Annotated in this window: 17 protein-coding genes; 11 read left to right on the forward strand and 6 right to left on the reverse strand. The window is 69.3% G+C overall.

Annotated elements, in window-relative coordinates; all coding sequences use genetic code 11:
- Positions 1-32: 32 nt before the first annotated feature.
- Positions 33-1679 (reverse strand): hypothetical protein, encoded by a 1647-nt coding sequence (locus MZC64_RS08675; RefSeq protein WP_247761522.1) that lies wholly within the window; start codon positions 1677-1679, stop codon positions 33-35.
- A gap of 190 nt (positions 1680-1869) precedes the next feature.
- On the opposite strand from MZC64_RS08675, the gene MZC64_RS08680 reads away from it, so the two are divergent.
- Entirely contained in the window at positions 1870-2529 is a 660-nt protein-coding gene (locus MZC64_RS08680; RefSeq protein ID WP_282104986.1) for a glycoside hydrolase family 75 protein, read from the forward strand.
- Here MZC64_RS08680 and MZC64_RS08685 read toward each other — a convergent pair.
- Positions 2522-4183: a DNA repair helicase XPB gene (locus MZC64_RS08685; protein WP_247761523.1), complete on the reverse strand. Its 1662-nt coding sequence runs from the start codon at positions 4181-4183 to the stop codon at positions 2522-2524. The genes MZC64_RS08680 and MZC64_RS08685 overlap by 8 nt on opposite strands.
- 253 nt (positions 4184-4436) lie before the next feature.
- On the opposite strand from MZC64_RS08685, the gene MZC64_RS08690 reads away from it, so the two are divergent.
- The 5 genes from MZC64_RS08690 (at position 4437) to MZC64_RS08710 (ending at position 10069) form a co-directional block, all read left to right on the forward strand.
- On the forward strand, positions 4437-5432 hold the full coding sequence (locus MZC64_RS08690; protein WP_247761524.1) for a tripartite tricarboxylate transporter substrate binding protein: 996 nt from the start codon (positions 4437-4439) through the stop codon (positions 5430-5432).
- Entirely contained in the window at positions 5429-5971 is a 543-nt protein-coding gene (locus MZC64_RS08695; RefSeq protein WP_247761525.1) for a tripartite tricarboxylate transporter TctB family protein, read from the forward strand. The genes MZC64_RS08690 and MZC64_RS08695 overlap by 4 nt, the downstream gene beginning before the upstream one ends.
- Positions 5968-7482, forward strand: coding sequence for a tripartite tricarboxylate transporter permease (locus MZC64_RS08700; protein ID WP_247761526.1), 1515 nt, complete (start codon positions 5968-5970; stop codon positions 7480-7482). Before MZC64_RS08695 ends, MZC64_RS08700 begins: the two co-directional genes overlap by 4 nt.
- A gap of 80 nt (positions 7483-7562) precedes the next feature.
- On the forward strand, positions 7563-8528 hold the full coding sequence (locus MZC64_RS08705) for a tripartite tricarboxylate transporter substrate binding protein (RefSeq protein ID WP_247761527.1): 966 nt from the start codon (positions 7563-7565) through the stop codon (positions 8526-8528).
- Between the two features lie 29 nt (positions 8529-8557).
- Positions 8558-10069, forward strand: coding sequence for a tripartite tricarboxylate transporter permease (locus MZC64_RS08710; protein WP_374205663.1), 1512 nt, complete (start codon positions 8558-8560; stop codon positions 10067-10069).
- A gap of 9 nt (positions 10070-10078) precedes the next feature.
- Here the strand turns inward: MZC64_RS08710 and MZC64_RS08715 are convergent, their stop codons facing one another.
- The gene (locus tag MZC64_RS08715; protein WP_247761528.1) at positions 10079-11062 is read right to left on the reverse strand and encodes an ABC transporter substrate-binding protein; all 984 of its coding nucleotides are present in this window, start codon (positions 11060-11062) and stop codon (positions 10079-10081) included.
- A 516-nt stretch (positions 11063-11578) separates the two neighbouring features.
- Between MZC64_RS08715 and MZC64_RS08720 the strand changes: the two genes are divergently transcribed.
- The 4 genes from MZC64_RS08720 to MZC64_RS08735 are packed head-to-tail and all read left to right on the forward strand — an operon-like array spanning position 11579 to position 16581.
- Positions 11579-14905, forward strand: a complete 3327-nt coding sequence (locus MZC64_RS08720; RefSeq protein ID WP_247761529.1) for a nitrate- and nitrite sensing domain-containing protein — start codon at positions 11579-11581, stop codon at positions 14903-14905.
- A 37-nt stretch (positions 14906-14942) separates the two neighbouring features.
- On the forward strand, positions 14943-15365 hold the full coding sequence (locus MZC64_RS08725; RefSeq protein ID WP_185001434.1) for a roadblock/LC7 domain-containing protein: 423 nt from the start codon (positions 14943-14945) through the stop codon (positions 15363-15365).
- 24 nt (positions 15366-15389) lie between these two features.
- Positions 15390-15995: a DUF742 domain-containing protein gene (locus tag MZC64_RS08730; protein WP_246492477.1), complete on the forward strand. Its 606-nt coding sequence runs from the start codon at positions 15390-15392 to the stop codon at positions 15993-15995.
- Positions 15976-16581, forward strand: a complete 606-nt coding sequence (locus MZC64_RS08735) for an ATP/GTP-binding protein (protein ID WP_247797667.1) — start codon at positions 15976-15978, stop codon at positions 16579-16581. Before MZC64_RS08730 ends, MZC64_RS08735 begins: the two co-directional genes overlap by 20 nt.
- A 74-nt stretch (positions 16582-16655) precedes the next feature.
- On the opposite strand, the gene MZC64_RS08740 is transcribed toward MZC64_RS08735, so the two are convergent.
- Together MZC64_RS08740 and MZC64_RS08745 are read right to left on the reverse strand one after the other, a co-directional pair.
- Complete coding sequence (locus tag MZC64_RS08740; protein WP_247766276.1) at positions 16656-17048, reverse strand: type II toxin-antitoxin system VapC family toxin; 393 nt, start codon at positions 17046-17048, stop codon at positions 16656-16658.
- Positions 17045-17305, reverse strand: a complete 261-nt coding sequence (locus MZC64_RS08745) for a type II toxin-antitoxin system VapB family antitoxin (protein ID WP_247766277.1) — start codon at positions 17303-17305, stop codon at positions 17045-17047. Before MZC64_RS08745 ends, MZC64_RS08740 begins: the two co-directional genes overlap by 4 nt.
- 125 nt (positions 17306-17430) lie before the next feature.
- On the opposite strand from MZC64_RS08745, the gene MZC64_RS08750 reads away from it, so the two are divergent.
- On the forward strand, positions 17431-17970 hold the full coding sequence (locus MZC64_RS08750; RefSeq protein ID WP_247797697.1) for an ATP/GTP-binding protein: 540 nt from the start codon (positions 17431-17433) through the stop codon (positions 17968-17970).
- Positions 17971-18033: 63 nt separating this feature from the next.
- Here the strand turns inward: MZC64_RS08750 and MZC64_RS08755 are convergent, their stop codons facing one another.
- Entirely contained in the window at positions 18034-18771 is a 738-nt protein-coding gene (locus tag MZC64_RS08755) for a hypothetical protein (protein ID WP_247761530.1), read from the reverse strand.
- Positions 18772-18823 lie beyond the last annotated feature (52 nt).

An 18823-nucleotide genomic window follows, 5' to 3' on the forward strand; every position in this document is an offset into this window, starting at 1 on the left:
GCAGCAACGGATCCGGCTCTGCGCGATCTCGGCTAAGCCGCCGTACCCGGCGCCCGCAGCAGGTCAACCAGGGTCAGTCCGGTTTCCCCACCAACCATGGCGATGCTTTGTTCCGCTCGCTCAGCCAGGTCCAGCGGCCCCACCGGTTCTCCGAAGTAGGCATGCGCGATCCGGTCCAGACCGGCGCCCAGCAGCGGCGCGGCCGTCCGCAATGTGGCGTCCAGCGCGACGCCGGTGGTCGACCCGCCGTGCAGCACGATGTTGCGGGCCCGGTACAGCCGCCGCAGCGCGATCCGTACCACCGAGGCCAGTTCCCCGACCACCCGTTTCGGCTCGGCCACACACGCGGCCAACCGCTGCGCCGCGACCTGGTCGCTGTACCGGGTCCGTCCGTGGAACCGCAGGTTGGCCACCCCGTTGGCGGTGATCTCCGCGAGCAGGGAGTGCGCCTGCTCGCGGACGCTGGCGCGGGAGTCCCGGCGGCGGGTCAGCTCGTCTTCCTCGCCCTCGCCGCCGTGCCGGCGGATCAGCGTGACCATCTCCACCCGAGGCCAGGAGCAGGCCACGATCGAAGCCAGCCGGTCCGCCGCGACGGCCTTGCCGCTGCGTTCACCCGCGGGCACCGGATCTCCCGGGTGGCAGAGCAGGGACTCGATCGCCGCCCACGCCCCGGCCAGGGTGGCTGCCGAGGCCCCGGCCAGGTTCACCGGCGCGGCCAGTTCCAGTGCGTCGTCGATCGGGGTACGGGGCCGCGAGACGTCGTAGAGGCGCCCTTGGTGCGCGAGCGACTGCACGTCGGCATGCCGGGCGGGGCCGCGCAGGGGCAGCGGCTCGGGATGGCCGCTGACCCAGAGCATGGGGAAGGCCGCAACCCGGCCCCGGTCCCGGCTGGAGAACAGCGATCGGGCGACAATTCGTTCGAACAGGCGTCGCACCTTGTCAGCGGCGCCATAGGGATCGCGTGCGGAGACCTGGTAGAGAAAGCCGCCGTTCGACCGGACCCCGCTCGATGAATGTCCTTCGCGCTTCAACCAGCTGACAACCTCTGAATTATTCAACCACTCGGAGGAATTTTCCGCAGTCGATCGGTCAGGCACCGAGCTGAGTGGCAATAGGACGTGAAAATTTCGGGGCGGAATGCGTGCAAGTCCGGCTGCGCTGGCAATAATCGCCTCTGTCTGGGAATTTTTCGAACGTAGCCCGGACAGCCACTGGGTGGCCAGGAATGGCGCGGTGTAGCCGAGGTCGAGCAGATGCGCGGCGAGCGAGCGGGCCAGCCGCTCGGGCTTCACCTGGGCGCCGTCGGCCACGCGATCGGCCCATCGGTCCAGGTAGCCGTCGCGTGCGCGGTCGATCAGCAGCCGGAGCCGCCGATGGCCCTTACTCGGGTCGGTCAGGGTATCCGAGCCGAGTAGCTGGACCGCCTCCCGGCGCAGGTCCTTGTCGCCCATGCCGAGATCAGGCCCGATCAGGCAGGCGAGCTGGTGGCGCTGCCAATCAAATGCGGTTCCGGAGATCACCCTCCGGGACTGCCAGGACGCTGATTCCCACAACTCCTCCAGCGCCAAGATCGAACCGATGTCCCACAGCCTTCTGGTCCACAGCACGCCGTCGACTTGGCAGAAGTCAGTGAGGCGAGCAAGGACGTGCTGAGCGTATTCAGGGTTTGCCGGTTGCACGAAATTGAGGTTAGCGGGTATAGTTGGCAGTGCGCACGGGGGGTCCTCGCCGAAAGGCTGGACCCCCCGGTTTTTTTATGGGTTCACCAAAGCTGATGCCGGGCTGTTGCGTGCCTGGCTGTCAACAAGCAACCATCTGTGCGCTGAAGTGGTTAGTGATTGCCAGTCCCTGCCAGTGCTGGAGGTCATCATGCGCACAGCCCTGCTCGCCCTAGCCGCCCTGCTCGCCCTCATCCCGGCCGCCCCCGCCCACGCGGCCAGTGCCGCCCCACCCACCGCCGCCCAGCTCAAGGCCGCCGTGGCCGCCTGTACCAAGCAGGTCTCCAACGGCAAGTACGCCCACGACGCCGGTGGCGCCCGCACCGTCCCGGTCTGCGCCACCCGCAGCGCCGTGCACTGGCGGGCCGATCTGGACATCGACTGCGACGGGCAGCGCACCGCCAAGTGCAACCCCAGCACCGATCCCTACTGGCAGAACGCCACCGCGTTCCCCCAGTCCGACGGCAAGCCGCTCAACGCCGAGACGTTGCCCTTCATCGTGTTGCCGCTGGCCAGCTCGACCTGGAACTACCGCAACTCCGGCATCACCGGCGGCACGGTCGCGGCCGCGGTGTACCGGGACAAGGTGGTCTACGGGGTGGTGGGGGACCTCGGGCCGAGCGCGATCATCGGTGAGGCGTCCTACCGGATGGCGCAGTTGCTGGGCATCAACCCGCATCCGAGCACCGGGGGAGTCAGCGGGGCCGTGGTCGACTTCGTGGTGTTCCCCGGGGTCAAGTCGGTGCCGATCCAGAACAACGCGACCGCGGTCCGCCTTGGCCAGCAGGCCGCGGCCGCGTTGGTCAGCTGATCTCCGGTAGTGCCGGGCCGAGCAGGTCGTCCGCGTCCACGATCCGGTACGCGTACCCCTGCTCGGCCAGGAACCGCTGGCGGTGGGCGGCGTAGTCGGTGTCCAGGCTGTCTCTGGCCACCACCGAGTAGAAGTGCGCCTGACGGCCGTCGCCCTTGGGGCGCAACAACCTGCCGAGGCGCTGGGCCTCTTCCTGGCGGGAGCCGAAGGTGCCCGAGACCTGCACCGCGACCGACGCTTCCGGTAGGTCGATGGAGAAGTTGGCCACCTTGGAGACCACCAGGGTGCGGATTTCGCCGCGGCGGAAGGCGTCGAAGAGGGCCTCGCGCTCCTTGTTGCGGGTGGAGCCCTGGATGACGGGGGCGTTGAGCGCCTCGCCCAGTTCGTCGAGCTGGTCCAGGTAGGCGCCGATGACCAGGGTCGGTTCGTCCGGGTGGCGGTCCAGGATGGCGCGGACCACCGGGGCCTTGGTGCGGGCGGTGGAGCACATCTTGTAGCGCTCCTCCGGCTCGGCGGTGGCGTACTGCAGGCGTTCGTTCTCGGTCATGGTGACCCGGACCTCCACGCACTCCGCCGGCGCGATCCAGCCCTGGGCCTCGATGTCCCGCCACGGCGCGTCGTAGCGCTTCGGGCCGATCAGCGAGAACACATCGCCCTCGCGGCCGTCCTCGCGGACCAGGGTCGCGGTCAGCCCCAGGCGGCGGCGGGACTGCAGGTCCGCGGTCATCCGGAACACCGGGGCGGGCAGCAGGTGCACCTCGTCGTAGACGATCAGGCCCCAGTCCCTGGAGTCGAACAGCTCCAGGTGCCGGTACTCGCCCTTGGTCTTGCGGGTGATCACCTGGTACGTGGCGATGGTGACCGGGCGGATCTCCTTGCGCTCACCCGAGTACTCGCCGATCTCGTCCTCGGTCAGCGAGGTCCGCGCGACCAGCTCCCGCTTCCACTGCCTGCCCGCGACCGTGTTGGTCACCAGGATCAGTGTGGTCGCCTGCGCCTCGGCCATCGCGGCCGCGCCGACCAGCGTCTTGCCCGCGCCACAGGGCAGCACGATCACGCCGGAGCCACCGGCCCAGAACGCCTGCGCGGCGTGCCGCTGGTAGTCGCGCAGCGTCCAGCCGTCCTCGGCCAGCGCGATCGGGTGCGCCTCGCCGTCGACGTAACCGGCCAGGTCCTCGGCCGGCCAGCCCGCCTTGAGCAGCAGTTGCTTGAGGTGGCCGCGCTCGCTGGGGTGCACCACCACGGTGTCCGGGTCCAGCCGGTCGCCCAGCATCGGGGCGATCTTCTTGTTGCGCATGACCTCTTCGAGCACCGCCCGGTCCACCGTGGACATGACCAGGCCGTGCGCGGGGTGGTTGGTCAGCTGCAGCCGGCCAAAGCGGCCCATGGTGTCCACCACGTCCACCAGCAGCGGCTGCGGCACCGAGTAGCGCGAGTAGCGGACCAGCGCGTCCACCACCTGCTCGGCGTCGTGCCCGGCCGCGCGCGCGTTCCACAGCGCCAGCGGGGTCACGCGGTAGGTGTGCACGTGCTCGGGGGCGCGCTCCAGCTCGGCGAAGGGCGCGATCGCGATGCGTGCCTCGTCGGCCAGCTCGTGGTCGACCTCGAGCAGCAGGGTCTTGTCGGACTGGACGATGAGGGGTCCGTCGGTCACGGGGTATCGGGCTCCTGGGCCTCGGCGGAGGGCGGGTGTGCCTTACCAGGGTAGTGACCCCGGTGCCCAGGTGTGTTCTGGCTGGTCCAGCAGGGAAGTGGATCAGAGAAGTTCTGATACTTCCTCGCGTTCGGCGGTAGTGGTATAGGGCACCGGTGTGCTGGAATGCTCGCCGTTCGTAGCCAGAACATCACTGGGTATCTGAACCGCACTTCCAACCATGCAACTTCCCTCCATGGAGGAAGGACCCCCGATGCTTCGCCAGATCCCGCGACGGCGCGTAGTCGCCGCCGGTGTCGTGACCGTGGTCGCCACCCTGCTCACCGGATGTACCGGCGGCTCGAGCGGCGGAGCGAATCAGCCGGTCACCGGGCTACGACTGATGGCGCCGGCCAAGGCAGGCGGCGGCTGGCACCAGTCCGCGCAGGCCATGCAGGACACCCTGCTCAAGGAGAAGCTGGCCACCGGCGCCCAGGTGTTCAACGTGGAAGGCGCAGGCGGCGTCACTGGCCTCAAGCAGCTGGCCGGGGAGAAGGACGACAAGCTGCTGATGGTCATGGGCCAGGTCATGGTCGGCGGCATCCTCAACGCCAAGTCCGACAAGACGCTCAAGGACACCACCCCGATCGCCAAGCTCACCGGCGAGGCGCTGGTCATCGTGATCCCGTCCACCCAGGCCGAGATCAACCTGGAGCAGTTCCTGACCGCCTGGAAGCAGAACCCCAAGGGCACCGTGATCACCGGTGGCTCGGCGGGCGGCGCGGACCAGATCCTGGCCGGACTGGTCGCCGACGAGGTCGGCATCGACCCCGGTCAGGTGAACTACGTGGCCAATTCCGGCGGCGGCGAGGCGGTGGCCAAGCTGCTCTCCGGCGAGGTCAAGGCCGGGATCTCCGGTGTCTCGGAGTTCTCCGAGCACGTCAAGTCCGGCAAGCTGCGCGCGATCGCGGTCAGCGGGGACAAGCGCTCCACCCTGCTGCCGGACGCCAAGACGCTGCGTGAGCAGGGCGTGCCGATCTCCTACCTCAACTGGCGTGGCGTGGTCGCCCGTCCCGGGCTGTCCGACAGCGCCAAGCAGACCCTGGTGGACATGGTCACCAAGATGCGCAACAGCGAGGCGTGGAAGCAGACGCTCAAGGCCAAGGACTGGGAGGACGCCTGGTCCACCGGCGCGGACTTCGTGAAGTTCATCGACGAGGACGAGGCGCGGGTCAAGAAGATGCTCGCCGAGATCGGCGCGGTGAAGTGACCGCTGGCACTGACGAAAGCCCGGCGCTCGGCCGTCCCGGATCCCGGGGCGGCCGAGCCCGCGTCAGCGGCGAGCTGCTGCTGACCGCGCTGCTCGGCGGGCTCGGGGTGTACGTGCTGATCGAGACCCCGACGATCATGGTGCCGCCGGCCGCCGCGGTGGCCGGGCCACGGCTGTTCCCCTACCTCATCGGCGGGCTGCTGCTCGGCGTCGCGGTACTGCTGACCGTGCAGGTGCTGCGCGGCCGGCACGCCCCGCCGGAGGAGGGCGAGGACATCGACCTCAGCCAGCGCAGCGACAAGCGCGCGGTGTTGCTGCTGGTCGGGCTGTTCGCCGGGCACGCGGTGCTGATCGAGCCGATCGGCTGGCCGCTGGCCGCCGCGCTGCTCTTCGCAGGCACCGCGGTCATCCTGGGCGCCCGCCGCTGGTGGGTGATCGTGGTCAGCGCGCTGGGCCTGGCGCTGGCGCTGTGGGCGATCTTCGTCTTCGGGCTCGGCGCCTACCTGCCGGGCGGGCCGTTGCAGGGGCTGATCGGGTGAGCGCGCTGATCCAGGGGTTCGAGAGCGCGCTGGCGCTGGAGAACCTGCTCTTCGCCCTGCTCGGGGTGCTGCTGGGCACCCTGGTCGGGGTGCTGCCCGGGATCGGCCCGGCGATGACGGTGGCGCTGTTGCTGCCGATCACCTACCTGGTCCCGCCGGCCGGCGCGCTGATCATGTTCGCCGGGATCTACTACGGCGGCATGTACGGCGGGTCGACCACCTCGATCCTGCTCAACACCCCCGGCGAGTCCGCCTCCATCATCACCGCGCTGGAGGGCAACAAGATGGCCAGGGCGGGGCGGGGCGCGCAGGCGCTGGCCACCGCAGCCATCGGCTCCTTCGTCGCGGGCACCATCGGCACCCTGCTGCTGTCCCTGCTCGCCCCGCAGATCGCCGAGTGGGCGATCAAGCTGACCTCGGCGGACTACTTCGCGCTGACCGTGCTGGCCTTCTGCACCGTCTCGGCCATGCTCGGCGCCTCCCCGCTGCGCGGGGTCGGCTCGCTGGCGCTGGGCCTGTTCCTCGGGCTGATCGGCACCGAATCGCTGACCGGGCAGAGCCGGTTCGACTTCGGCGTGGACGAGCTGGGCCGCGGCGTGCCGGTGGTGGTCGCCGCGGTTGGCCTCTTCGCCGTCGGCGAGGCGCTCTACGTGGCCTCCCGGATGCGGCACGGGGTGCCCGAGGTGATCCCGGTGAACAAGGTGTGGTGGCTGCCCAAGGAGGACTTCAAGCGGTCCTGGTGGCCCTGGCTGCGCGGCACCGCGATCGGCTTCCCGATCGGCGCGGTCCCGGCGGGCGGCGCCGATGTCACCACCTTCCTCTCCTACGCGGTGGAGAAGAAGCTGGCCAAGAAGCCGGAGGAGTTCGGCAAGGGCGCGATCGAGGGCGTGGCCGGACCGGAGGCGGCCAACAACGCGGCCGCGGCCGGGGTGCTGGTCCCGTTGCTCACCCTCGGCCTGCCCACCTCGGCCACCGCGGCGATCATGCTGGCCGCCTTCACCAGCTACAACATCCAGCCCGGCCCGCTGCTGTTCGAGACCGAGCCGGTGCTGGTGTGGACGCTGATCGCCTCGCTGTACGTGGGCAACGTGATGCTGCTGGTGCTCAACCTGCCGCTGGCCGGGCTGTGGGTGAAGATCTTGCGAGTTCCGCGGCCCTACCTGTACGCGGGCATCCTGCTGTGCGCCTCGCTGGGCGCCTACGCGGCCAGCAGCGCCTGGCAGGGCCTGATCGTGCTCGCCGGGATCGGCCTGCTCGGTTTTGTCATGCGGCGCTACGGCTGGCCGGTCGCGCCGGCGGTGCTCGGGCTGATCCTGGGCCCGGTGGCCGAGACCAACCTGCGCAAGGCGTTGCAGATCAGCCAGGGTGACCTCGGTGCGCTGGTGCACACCCCGTTCTCCATCGTGGTGCTCGGCGCGGCAGTGCTCGCGGTCGGTCTGCCGCTGGTGCTGCGGGCCAGGGCGGCGCTCAGGAACCGGTCGAGTCCGGCTGAATCCCCATCGAGATATTGAAAGTTGGTTCTTTTCCAACGTCCTATCACGCTATCGCTGTTTGTGGTTGGTTGCTCGCCATGCGTGTTCAACGAGGAATGATGGCCGCGAGTGCGGTACTGCTCGCCGCTGGACTCATCGCGGGCTGTGGTGGCGCAGGCGCCGCCGGGCCAGGAGCGCCGGTGGAGAAGCTGCGCCTGATGGTGCCCGCCAAGGCGGGCGGTGGCTGGCACCAGACCGCCGAGGCCGTGCGCAACGTGCTGCAACGGGACAACCTGGCCACCGGCACCGAGGTGTTCAACGTGGCCGGGGCCAACGGCATCACCGGGCTGAACCAGCTCACCGGCGAGCGCAACGACAAGGTGCTCATGGTGATGGGCAAGGTCATGGTCGCCAGCGTGATCAACTCGAAGTCGGCCAAGACGCTCAAGCAGACCACCCCGCTGGCCCGGCTCACCAGCGAGAGCATGGCGCTGGTGGTGCCGGCCAAGTCCCCGTACACCAACCTGCAGGAGTTCCTGACCGGCTGGAAGCAGGACAGCAAGGGCACCGTGGTCACCGGCGGTGTGGTGGCCGACGTGGACCACATCCTGGCCGGGCTGATCGCGGACGAGGTCGGCATCGACCCCAAGATGGTCAACTTCCTGCCGAACCAGGGCGGCGGTGGCGAGTCGGTGGCCAAGCTGCTCTCCGGCGAGGCGAAAGCGGGCATCTCCGGCGTCTCCGAGTACGCCGAACAGGTGAAGGCCGGGAACCTGCGCGCGCTCGCGGTCTCCGGTGAACGGCGGTCCAAGCTGCTGCCTGACGTGAAAACGTTGAAGGAGCAGGGGGTGCCGATCGCCTACGTCAACTGGCGCGGGATCGTGGGCACCCCGGACCTCGCCGACGGCTCCCGGCAGGAACTGGTCGCCATGCTGACCCGGCTCAAGGACAGCGCGGGCTGGCAGCAGATGTTGCGGGACAAGGACTGGGAAGACGCTTTCCTGGCCGGTCCCGAGTTCGACACCTACATCGAGGCGGAGAGCGCCGCCGCGAAGAAGGTGCTCACCGAAATCGGGCTGGTCTGACCAGCACTCCTTGAGGCAGAGGCAGGGCATTGAGCACGTTCGACTACGTCATGCAGGGGTTCGCCGCCGCGGTCACCCCGGAGAACCTGCTCTTCGCCCTGCTCGGGGTGCTGCTGGGCACCCTGGTCGGGGTGTTGCCGGGGATCGGCCCCGCGATGACCGTCGCCCTGCTGCTGCCGATCACCTACTCGGTGCCTGCCGCGGCCGCGCTGATCTTGTTCGCCGGGGTGCTCTACGGCGGGATGTACGGCGGGTCCACCACGTCCATCCTGCTCAACACCCCCGGTGAATCGGCCTCGGTGATCACCGCGCTGGAGGGCAACAAGATGGCCAGGGCGGGCCGGGGGGCACAGGCGCTGGCCACCGCCGCCCTCGGTTCGTTCGTGGCGGGCACCATCGGCACCGTGCTGCTGGCCCTGCTCGCCCCGCAGGTCGCCGACTGGGCGGTGCACCTGACCTCCGCGGACTACTTCGCGCTGACCATGCTCGCCTTCTGCACGGTGGCCACCATGCTCGGCGGCAGCGCGGTCCGCGGGTTCGCCGCACTGGCCCTCGGCCTGGCCCTCGGGCTGGTGGGCCTGGACCCGATGTCCAGCCAGGAGCGCTTCACCATGGGCGTGGGCGAGCTGGCCAACGGGGTCGACCTGGTGATCGCCGCGGTGGGCCTGTTCGCGGTCGGCGAGGCCCTCTACACCGCCTCCAGGCTGCGCCACGGCGCCCCGGAGGTGATTCCGGTCAACCGGGTCTGGTGGCTGCCCAAGGAGGACCTCAAGCGCTCCTGGAAGCCCTGGCTGCGCGGGGCGGCACTGGGCTTCCCGCTCGGCGCGGTGCCCGCGGGCGGCCCGGTGATCTCCACCTTCCTCTCCTACGCGGTGGAGAAGAAGCTGACCAAGCACCCGGAGGAGTTCGGCAAGGGCGCGATCGAGGGGGTGGCCGGGCCGGAGGCGGCGAACAACGCGGGCGCCGCGGGCATGCTGGTGCCGCTGCTCACCCTGGGGCTGCCCACCTCGGCCACGGCGGCGGTGATGCTGGCCGCCTTCGGCAGCTACAGCATCGAACCCGGTCCGCTGCTGTTCCAGACCCAGCCGCTGCTGGTCTGGACGCTGATCGCCTCGCTGTATCTGGGCAATGTGATGTTGCTGGTCTTAAATCTGCCGCTTGTTGGCATCTGGGTGAAAATTCTGCGGATTCCGCGTCCATATCTTTATGCGGGCATCTTGGTCTGCGCCTCGCTCGGGGCGTATGCGGGCAGCCAGCAGTACTCGGGTCTGCTCGTGCTGCTGGCCCTGGGCGTGGCCGGACTGGCCATGCGCCGCTACGGCTGGCCGGTGCTGCCCGCCATCCTCGGCCTGGTGCTCGGCCCGATCGCCGAGGAGAACCTGCGCAAGGCGCTGCAGGTCAGCCAGGGTGATCCGGGGGCGCTGGTGGCCAGCCCGTTCGCCAAGATCGTGCTCGGGCTGGCGGTGCTGAGCCTGCTGGTCCCGCTGGTGCTGCGCGGCCTGCGGGCGGCCCGCGCCCGCTCGGCTGCGCCGGTCAGCTGACCAGGTCGCTCAGTTGACCGGGTTGGAGGGCGGCAGCAGCTGGAGCACGTCGAGCCGGGTGTTGAGCATCCGGGTGCTCTCCATCATGTCCGCGACCCGCTGCAACCGGACCGGGTTGATCGACACCGGGTAGGTGCCCACCGCCACCAGGGCCGCGGTCAGGTTGTCCAGCTCGGCGTACTTGACCAGCACCTCCTGCACCTTCAGGTGGTTGGTGCCGAGCAGCTGGGCGTCGGCGAGCACCTTGCGGAAGGCGGCGTAGGTCTTGGGGCTCTCCTCGGCGGACTTGCGAATCGCGGCGTAGCCCGACATCGGGAAGTCCAGGGTGCCGCCGCGGGCGGTGTCGCTGAGCACGACCGCGCCGATGGTCTTCTGGATCCGGGTGATGTGCGGCTCGACCATCCAGGCGGCGTCGATCTTGCTCGCGACCAGTTCGGACTCCATCTTGCTGAAGTCCATCGGCTTGAGGTTGAAGTTGGGCGCGCCCGCCGCGTTCATCACGCTCTTGGTGGTCAGCGCGCCGATGCTGTCCAGCGCGTCCACCCCGATGGTCGGCTTGCTCACGCCGCGGTTGAGCGCGACGAAGTTGGAGTTCTTCAGCGTGACCAGCGCCATGGTGTTGGTGCCTGCCTGGTACGCCTCGCCCTGCAACTGCAGGTCGGTGCCCTCCGAGGCGGCCTTGAAGAAGGTCACATGGCTGGCGAAGGCGATGTCGATGGTCCCGTTGCGCAGGGATTCCATCGCCTGCTTCTCGTTGTCCTGCGGGATCGCGTCGATGTTGAGGCCGGCGGCGGCGAACTTGCCGTCCTCCTTGGCCATGTACAGCGGCGCCACATCCACCAGCGGCAGGATGCCCACCCGCAGGTTGGTCTTCTCCAGCACCGGCTTGGTCCCGGCGCTGTCGCCCCCGAACAGCGAGCAGCTCGCCGTGACCGCCACCATCGCCGTGCTCAGCGCCACTGCCACGCCACGTCGCAGCGTCTTGTTCGCCATCGGGAGAGCCTCTCGCCGTCCTGCCTTCGTGCCGCATACCACCACGGCTGACCTACACCGCGACGCACGCTCTGTCTGTGCGCAGTGTCGCAGTGTGCCGGAAGACGATGCTATCGAGGTAAGCGCCACCCACAAGAAGGACTTCAGATAGAGCTTTGGACACGTTCCGCAATCTTGCCCTTTCGCGCTGTGGGGGATTCCCACTAGGCTCTCCGGCCTAGCCGCTGGTGGTTCAGCTCTGCCACGCGTGTGCTCGGCGCCAACCCCCCTGGCGTCCCGAGTAAGAGCTGTGCTGCAATTCGGCCCGATTCGCGAGTCCAACCTCGGTCCGGGGAGGGACCGGGACACTGCTGCTGGAAGAGGAAGCCCAGGGTGGCCCGTCGAGAGAAAGGTCCCAGCCAGCGTGGCGCGGGGGAAGCCCCGCGCTCGGAGACCCCCGAAAAGGGTGATGAGGCGGCTTCGAAGAGTAATGGGGCCACGCAGGAGCGGGGAACCGCGACACCGGACTCCACACCGGTGAGCACGGGCAAACCGTTGCAGTCCAGGTCGGTCCAGGAGGCGGGCACGGCCCGCTGGCGCCTGCGCAACTGGCGACTGCGGAGCAAGCTGCTCGCTGTCCTCCTCATCCCGACGGTGGTCGCCCTCGTGCTGGGTGGCGTCCAGGTGATCAACGAGATCGACCAGGCCGGCCGGCTGGCCAGGTTGGCGACACAGGCTCAGTTGCAGGGCAGTGTGTCCACACTGGTGCACCAGATGCAGCGCGAGCGGGACCTCACGGTCCGGTTCGTGGCCTCGTCCAACGACGAGCGGAACGACCAGTCCCCGGTGCTGGATCGCCAGCGCAAGCGCGTCATCGACGCCACCGAGGTGCTGCGCAACCAGCTCAACGAGGTCGGGCCCTCACTGGATGAGACCACCCGGCGCTCCTACATCACCGTCGTACAGCAGCTTGAGCGGCTCAACCGGCTCCGTCAGGTGGCCGGGCTCACCGCGTACCCCGAGACCGAGATCCTGCGTAACTACACCGAGTCCATCCAGGCCCTGCTCGACCTGGGTGAGATCGCGGGCACCCAGGCCGACCAGCCGGAACTGATCCGGCTGCAGCTGGCCGCGGTCGCCCTCGGCCGGGCCAAGGAGCAGGTCTCCCGCAAGCGCGCGATCCTGCTGGACATCCTCCAGCAGAAGAAGTTCGAGCAGAACCAGACCAGGCAGATCCTGGCCGCGGACGCCGAACTGGAGGCCGCGCGCAACGACTTCCGCAAGTCGGCCACGCCCGAGCAGCGCAGGCAGTACGACGACACCGTCACCGGTCTGATCGTCGACGTGGCCAACAACCTGCAGGAGGCGGTGCTCCAGGTCGCGGCTTCGGCGCAGACCCCGCCCGCCTCGGCCTTCGCCAACCTGCAGACCGACAACTGGGACATGGCAGCGACGCTGACCATCAACCTGAACCAGCGGGTGCAGAACTCGCTCATCGAGCAGTTCAAGGCGGACACCGCGGCCGCGGCGGCGGAGGTGCGCGCCTCGGCGACCACCCGGTCCATCCTGGTGCTCGCCGCGCTCGCGCTGGCGGTGTTCCTGGCGATGCTGGTGGCCTACTCGCTGCTGCGCCCGCTGCGCATCCTGCGCCGCACGGCGCTGGAGGTGGCCGACCGCAAGCTGCCCGAGGCGGTCGAGCGGATCCTGGCCGCGCCGGACCCGGCCGAGGCGGCCAAGACCGCCATCGAACCGGTGCCGGTGCACACCCGCGAGGAGGTCGGGCAGGTCGCCCGGTCCTTCGACGCGGTCCACGGCGAGGCGGTCCGGCTGGCGGCCGAACAGGCCCTGCTGCGGGACAACGTGAACGCGATGTTCGTCAACCTCTCCCGCCGCTCCCAGGCCCTGGTGGAACGCCAGCTCAGCCTGATCGACCGGCTGGAGCAGGACGAGCAGGACCCGGACCAGCTCTCCAGCCTGTTCGAGCTGGACCACCTGGCCACTCGAATGCGCCGCAACAGCGAGAACCTGCTGGTCCTCGCGGGCACCGACCTCACCAGGCGGCTCACCCGCCCGGTGCCGGTGGCCGAGGTGGTCGGCGCGGCCGTGTCCGAGGTCGAGCAGTACGCCAGGGTGCAGGTCACCGCGGTCCCCGACCTGGCGGTGATGGGCCGCGCGGTCAACGACGTGGTGCACCTGGTGGCCGAGCTGCTGGACAACGCCACCGCGTTCTCCGACCCGAACACCAAGGTCACCGTGCGCACCGCGCGGACCCGCAAGGGCGAGCTGGCGATCGAGATCAGCGACCGCGGTGTGGGCATGCCCGAGCAGGAGATCAACGACTACAACCAGCGGCTCGCCGAGCCGCCCGAGGTCGACGTCGCGGTCTCCCGCCGGATGGGCCTGTTCGTGGTCGGCCGGCTGGCCCAGCGGCACGACATCCGGGTCCGCCTGCGCAACAACGAGGACATCGAGGGCGGCACCACCGCGCTCGTGGTGGTCCCGGCCGAACTGATCCAGCCGCTCAGCTCGCCCGCCGCGAGCCGCACCTCGGCCGGATCGCTGTTCACCCAGTCGCACACGGGTTCGCAGCCGCCGGTGCTCTCGCCCTACCAGCAGACCGCCGCGTCGGTGATCAACACCGGCGAGCACCGTTCGCTGTTCACCGCGGCCAATGACCCGGTGGAGCAGAGCCAGCCCTCGTTGCCGCCGATTCCGCCGGTGGCCGAGCCGGAGCTGCCCGCCGAGATCAGCGCACCGGTGGCGGCCGAGCCCGCCGAGCACACGGACCTGTCCGTGCAGGTGTTCACCAGCCGGGGCGAGCAGGATCCGGCGGCCCCGCCGGAGCTGTCCGCGCCGAGGGACATCTTCCAGCCGGTGGTCCCGCCCGAGCCGCAGCCCGACCCGGAGCCTGCTCCGGAGCCCGAGCCGGACCCGCTCGCCGAGCGGACCCAGGCCGGGTACAGCAACCCGATCGTGCCCAGGGCCTCGATCACGCCGCCTGCCTACGGCGCGCTGAACGGGACGGGGGAGCGGCCCAAGGGCGTCGAGTACGACCTGGACGCGCCCACCGAACGGCTGCCGATCTACGAAGCGGTGCTCTCGCAGTGGTTCCAGGCGGTGGACAGCGAGCCGGTCGGCGGGGCAGCCCCCTACCTCGGCTCTGACCGCGGTGACCTGGGCCTCGGCCCGGTCCCGCCGGTGAAGAAGCAGTCCGGCACGCCCGCCCCGGAATCCCGGCCGGAGCCCAGGACCGAGCAGGTCCGCCTGCCCGAGCCGAAGACCGAGCAGGTCCGGCTGCCCGCGCCCGAGCCCAAGACCGAGCAGGTCAAGGCGCCCGAGCCGCAGCGACCGGTGGAGCCGGAACGTCCGGTGGAGCGCTCGGCGCCGCAGCCCACCCTCAATGAGGCAGCGGCCGGTCGGAGTGGGACAGCAGAGCCGGAGCAGGCGCCTGCTCCGCAGCGACGCCCGGCGGTTGAACGTCCGGCCGCCCGCCTCCAGGATGAGACGGTGACCGCGCACCGGCCCGCCACCGACTGGCACTCGCCAGGCGATGACGGCTGGCAGGCCGCGCAGGCGGTGCTGAGCAGCGCCAACTCGCTGTCCGCGCAGACCACGGCCGGCCTGCCCAAGCGGGTGCCCAAGGCCCACCTGGTCCCGGGTTCGGCGGCGCCTCGTCAGCAGTTGCCGTCGAAGGCGCCGGCGTCCGGTCGCTCCGCGGACAATGTTCGTGGGAGGATGTCAAGTTTCCAGCAGGGAATCCGCCGGGGACGACACAGCAGGATCGACGTCCTGACCAACGAGTCGGCACCGAACGATGACGAGACCCGCTCCAACGGGCAGGCGAGGAACGAGGAGCAGCCGTGAACGAGCCAGCCGTGACGGCCCTTGAGGAGGAGTCCGCGTGACCGAGTCAGTCCAACAGCCAGGCAGCTTCGGTTGGTTGATCACTGACTTCGTGCGCCGGGTGCCCGGTGTCGCCCACGCGGTCGTGGTCTCCGCCGACGGTCTGATGCTCGCCGGATCGGAGGGCCTGCCCAGAGACCGGGCGGAACAGCTCTCCGCGGTCTCCTCCGGCCTGATCAGCCTGACCGCGGGGGCCGCGAGGTGCTTCGAGGCCGGTGAGGTGGCCCAGACGGTGGTCGAGATGGAGCGGGGTTACCTGTTCCTGATGTCGATCAGCGACGGGTCCTGCCTCTCCGTGCTCGCCGCGCCGAACTGCGACATCGGCCTGGTGGCGTACGAGATGACCTTGCTCGTGGAGCGGGTCGGCCAGCAACTCACCCCCGAACTGCGCGCCCAGCTCCACGGCGTGGTGCGCAGATAATGAAGCGATGGGGGTGACACAGCGATGACCACAGGTTCAGGCTTCACTGGCGACCGGTTCGACTACAAGGAGTGGGCGCTGGGCGGCTTCGGATACAACGAGCCGGACGACGACGGCGAGCTTCGGGGCGAGCACCCGGACACGCTGTCGCCGCGCGGCGGGCTGGACGGGATGGGTTCGGGCCTCTTCGGCGGCCCTGGCGCGGATCTGTTCGGCGGCGGGATGGTCGAGGACTCCCCCATCCCCCAGCAGGCCGCGCCGGGGGCCGCCTCGGCCGAGCCGGACCCCTTCACCGAGACCGGTTCGCTGGTGCGCCCCTACACCCGGACCGGCGGGCGTACCCGCCCCGACTACGACCTGGCCATCGAGGCGCTGGTGTCCACCAGTGACCACGGCCGGGATGCCGCGGTGCTGCCCGAACACCGCTCCATCTGCGGGCTCTGCCTGGACGCCCGATCGGTCGCCGAGGTGGCCGCGCACCTCCGCCTGCCCCTTGGCGTCGTGCGGGTGCTCATCGGCGACATGGCGGGGCTCGGGCTTGTCACGATTCACCAGGGCGGCTTGGTAATGGGGGACCGGCCGTCGCTTGCGTTCCTGGAAAGGGTGCTCAGTGGCCTCCGCAGGCTCTAATCCCCGCAATACGCCGGACACTCGGCGGGCCACCACCTCGGCCAAGATCGTGGTGGCCGGCGGGTTCGGCGTCGGGAAGACGACATTCGTCGGCGCGGTGTCCGAGATCGTGCCGCTGACCACCGAAGCGGTGATGACCGAGGCCAGTGTCGGGGTCGATGACCTCAGCGCCACGCCCAACAAGGTCACCACCACGGTGGCGATGGACTTCGGTCGTGTCTCACTGGACAGCGACCTCATCCTCTACTTGTTCGGCACTCCCGGTCAGCACCGGTTCTGGTTCATGTGGGACGACCTGGTCCGCGGCGCCATTGGCGCGGTGGTGCTGGTGGATACCCGCAGGCTGGCTGATGCTTTCGCCTCGATCGATTTCTTCGACGACCGGCAGTTGCCCTATGTCGTGGCGATCAACTGCTTCGACGGGACGTTGCATCACCGTGTCGAGGACGTGCGTGAGGCCCTCACTATCGAGGAGGGCGTGCCGATCATCACCTGTGACGCCCGGAGTCGGGAGTCCACCAAGCAGGCGCTGATCCACCTGGTGGAGCACGCCATGCGGCAGTGGATGGCGGTTCGCGCGGGCTGATCAGGCCCGGACAGCACGAAGGCCCCGGCTGGCGCAGCCGGGGCACTTCGGGCTACCGCGTGACTAGCGATTGGTCACAATGCCGCCATCACATCGGTGTGCACGAAGTCGTTTCCCTTGAACAGCAGCGGTTCCCGATGCTCTCGCGCCAGCGCATAGGAGAAGCAGTCGCCGAAGTTCAGTCCGGCCGGGTGTCCGCTGCCCTTGCCGTAGTCCCAGTAAGCCCGGCGGGCGATCAGCGCCTGGTCGGCGGTGACCGGCATGATCTCGATGCTCATCCTGGCCAGAAGGTCGTCAAGCAGGCGCGAGGTAACTGGGTCACGGGTGCGTTCAACCACAGCCGCCAGTTCGACGTAGGTCGCGGCCGAGATACGGCGCTCGGCGGCGCTCTGGATGGCCTTCGCGAACGAGGGGGCATCCGGCTCGCTGTTGAGGATGGCGACGATCGCGCTGGTGTCAATGATCATGCGGGGAGTCCGGTCTCGGAATCGTAGAGCGCGTCGGTGGACAGCGGGGGCCCCGCGAGTCTGGTGCTGATCCTCGCGGCGAGGGCGAGCAGATCATTGGCCATGGTGGCGTCCTCGGTCTGCTGGTGATGGTCCAGCAGGCGTTCCAGCCGCTCGCGCAGTGCGACGATGATCGCGGCTGTCTTGTTTTCGCCGGTGAACGCGCCGATCTCGGTGGCCAGCCGTTCCGCCTCGGGGTTCTTGATGTTCAGGCTCACCGCATTCCTCCCAGCGTCGATGTCTACCATTGGCTTACTCAGATTCTACCCTATCTTCCTCGGCGTCGTTCTCGGCTAATCCCCGCAATACGCCGGACACTCGGCGGGCCACCACCTCGGCCAAGATCGTGGTGGCCGGCGGGTTCGGCGTCGGGAAGACGACATTCGTCGGCGCGGTGTCCGAGATCGTGCCGCTGACCACCGAAGCGGTGATGACCGAGGCCAGTGTCGGGGTCGATGACCTCAGCGCCACGCCCAACAAGGTCACCACCACGGTGGCGATGGACTTCGGTCGTGTCTCACTGGACAGCGACCTCATCCTCTACTTGTTCGGCACTCCCGGTCAGCACCGGTTCTGGTTCATGTGGGACGACCTGGTCCGCGGCGCCATTGGCGCGGTGGTGCTGGTGGATACCCGCAGGCTGGCTGATGCTTTCGCCTCGATCGATTTCTTCGACGACCGGCAGTTGCCCTATGTCGTGGCGATCAACTGCTTCGACGGGACGTTGCATCACCGTGTCGAGGACGTGCGTGAGGCCCTCACTATCGAGGAGGGCGTGCCGATCATCACCTGTGACGCCCGGAGCCGGGAGTCCACCAAGCAGGCGCTGATCCACCTGGTGGAGCACGCCATGCGGCAGTGGATGGCGGTTCGCGCGGGCTGATCAGGCCCGGACAGCACGAAGGCCCCGGCTGGCGCAGCCGGGGCACTTCGGGCTACCGCGTGACTAGCGTGCGGCTCGTTCGGCGATCTTCGCCTTGGCCGCGGCGCGGATGCCCTCCGACTTGGACTTGCGGCCCTCCCCGTTGCCGCCGACCGTGAGGCCGAGCCCGGCGCCCACGTTGCCGTCGCAGCTGGCGTTGACCGTGACGCCGCCGTTGACCCCGGCGCCCGCGGCGCAGTTCAGGCCGATGCTGGCGTTGCCGACCACCACCGCGTTGACGCTGCCGGCGCCCGCGCCCAGGCTCAGGCCGGTGATGCCCGCGCTCGCGGTCGGGTTGACCGCCACCTGCGGACCGGCGTCCCTTGGCTTGGCCTTGACCGTCGCCTGCCTGCCGGTGATCTTGGCCGTGGCCGCCTTGCGGATCCCGTCACCCAGGCTGACATCGGCGTTGGCCCCGATGTCGGCGCTGACGTTCACATCGGCGTCCACCGCGCCGTCCAGGGCGTTGATGCCCAGTCCGACACCCGCGTCGGCGTCCACCGTGGCGGTGAGGCCAATGCCGTCACTGACGTCCAGGCCGACGCTGCCGTTGAGGCTGACGTTCACATCGCCGTTGACGCCCACGTTGATGCTGCCGACGCTCGCGCCCAGGCTCAGGCCGGTGATCGAGATCCCAACGTTGGGCCGGATGCCGGCCTGGGGCTTGTCCCCAGCGCTGGCGAGCCCGGCACAGGCGAGCAGGCCGAGTGATACCGCCGTGAAGCCCGCAGCCGAGCGCAGGGCCAGTCGGGAAATGGTCATGCCATTCCTCCTCCGCAGTCGTTCGTGAAACGGTCCGAAAGACCGCCGGGTC

It is taken from the genome of Crossiella sp. S99.2, from assembly GCF_023094165.1.
Lineage (GTDB): Bacteria > Actinomycetota > Actinomycetes > Mycobacteriales > Pseudonocardiaceae > Crossiella.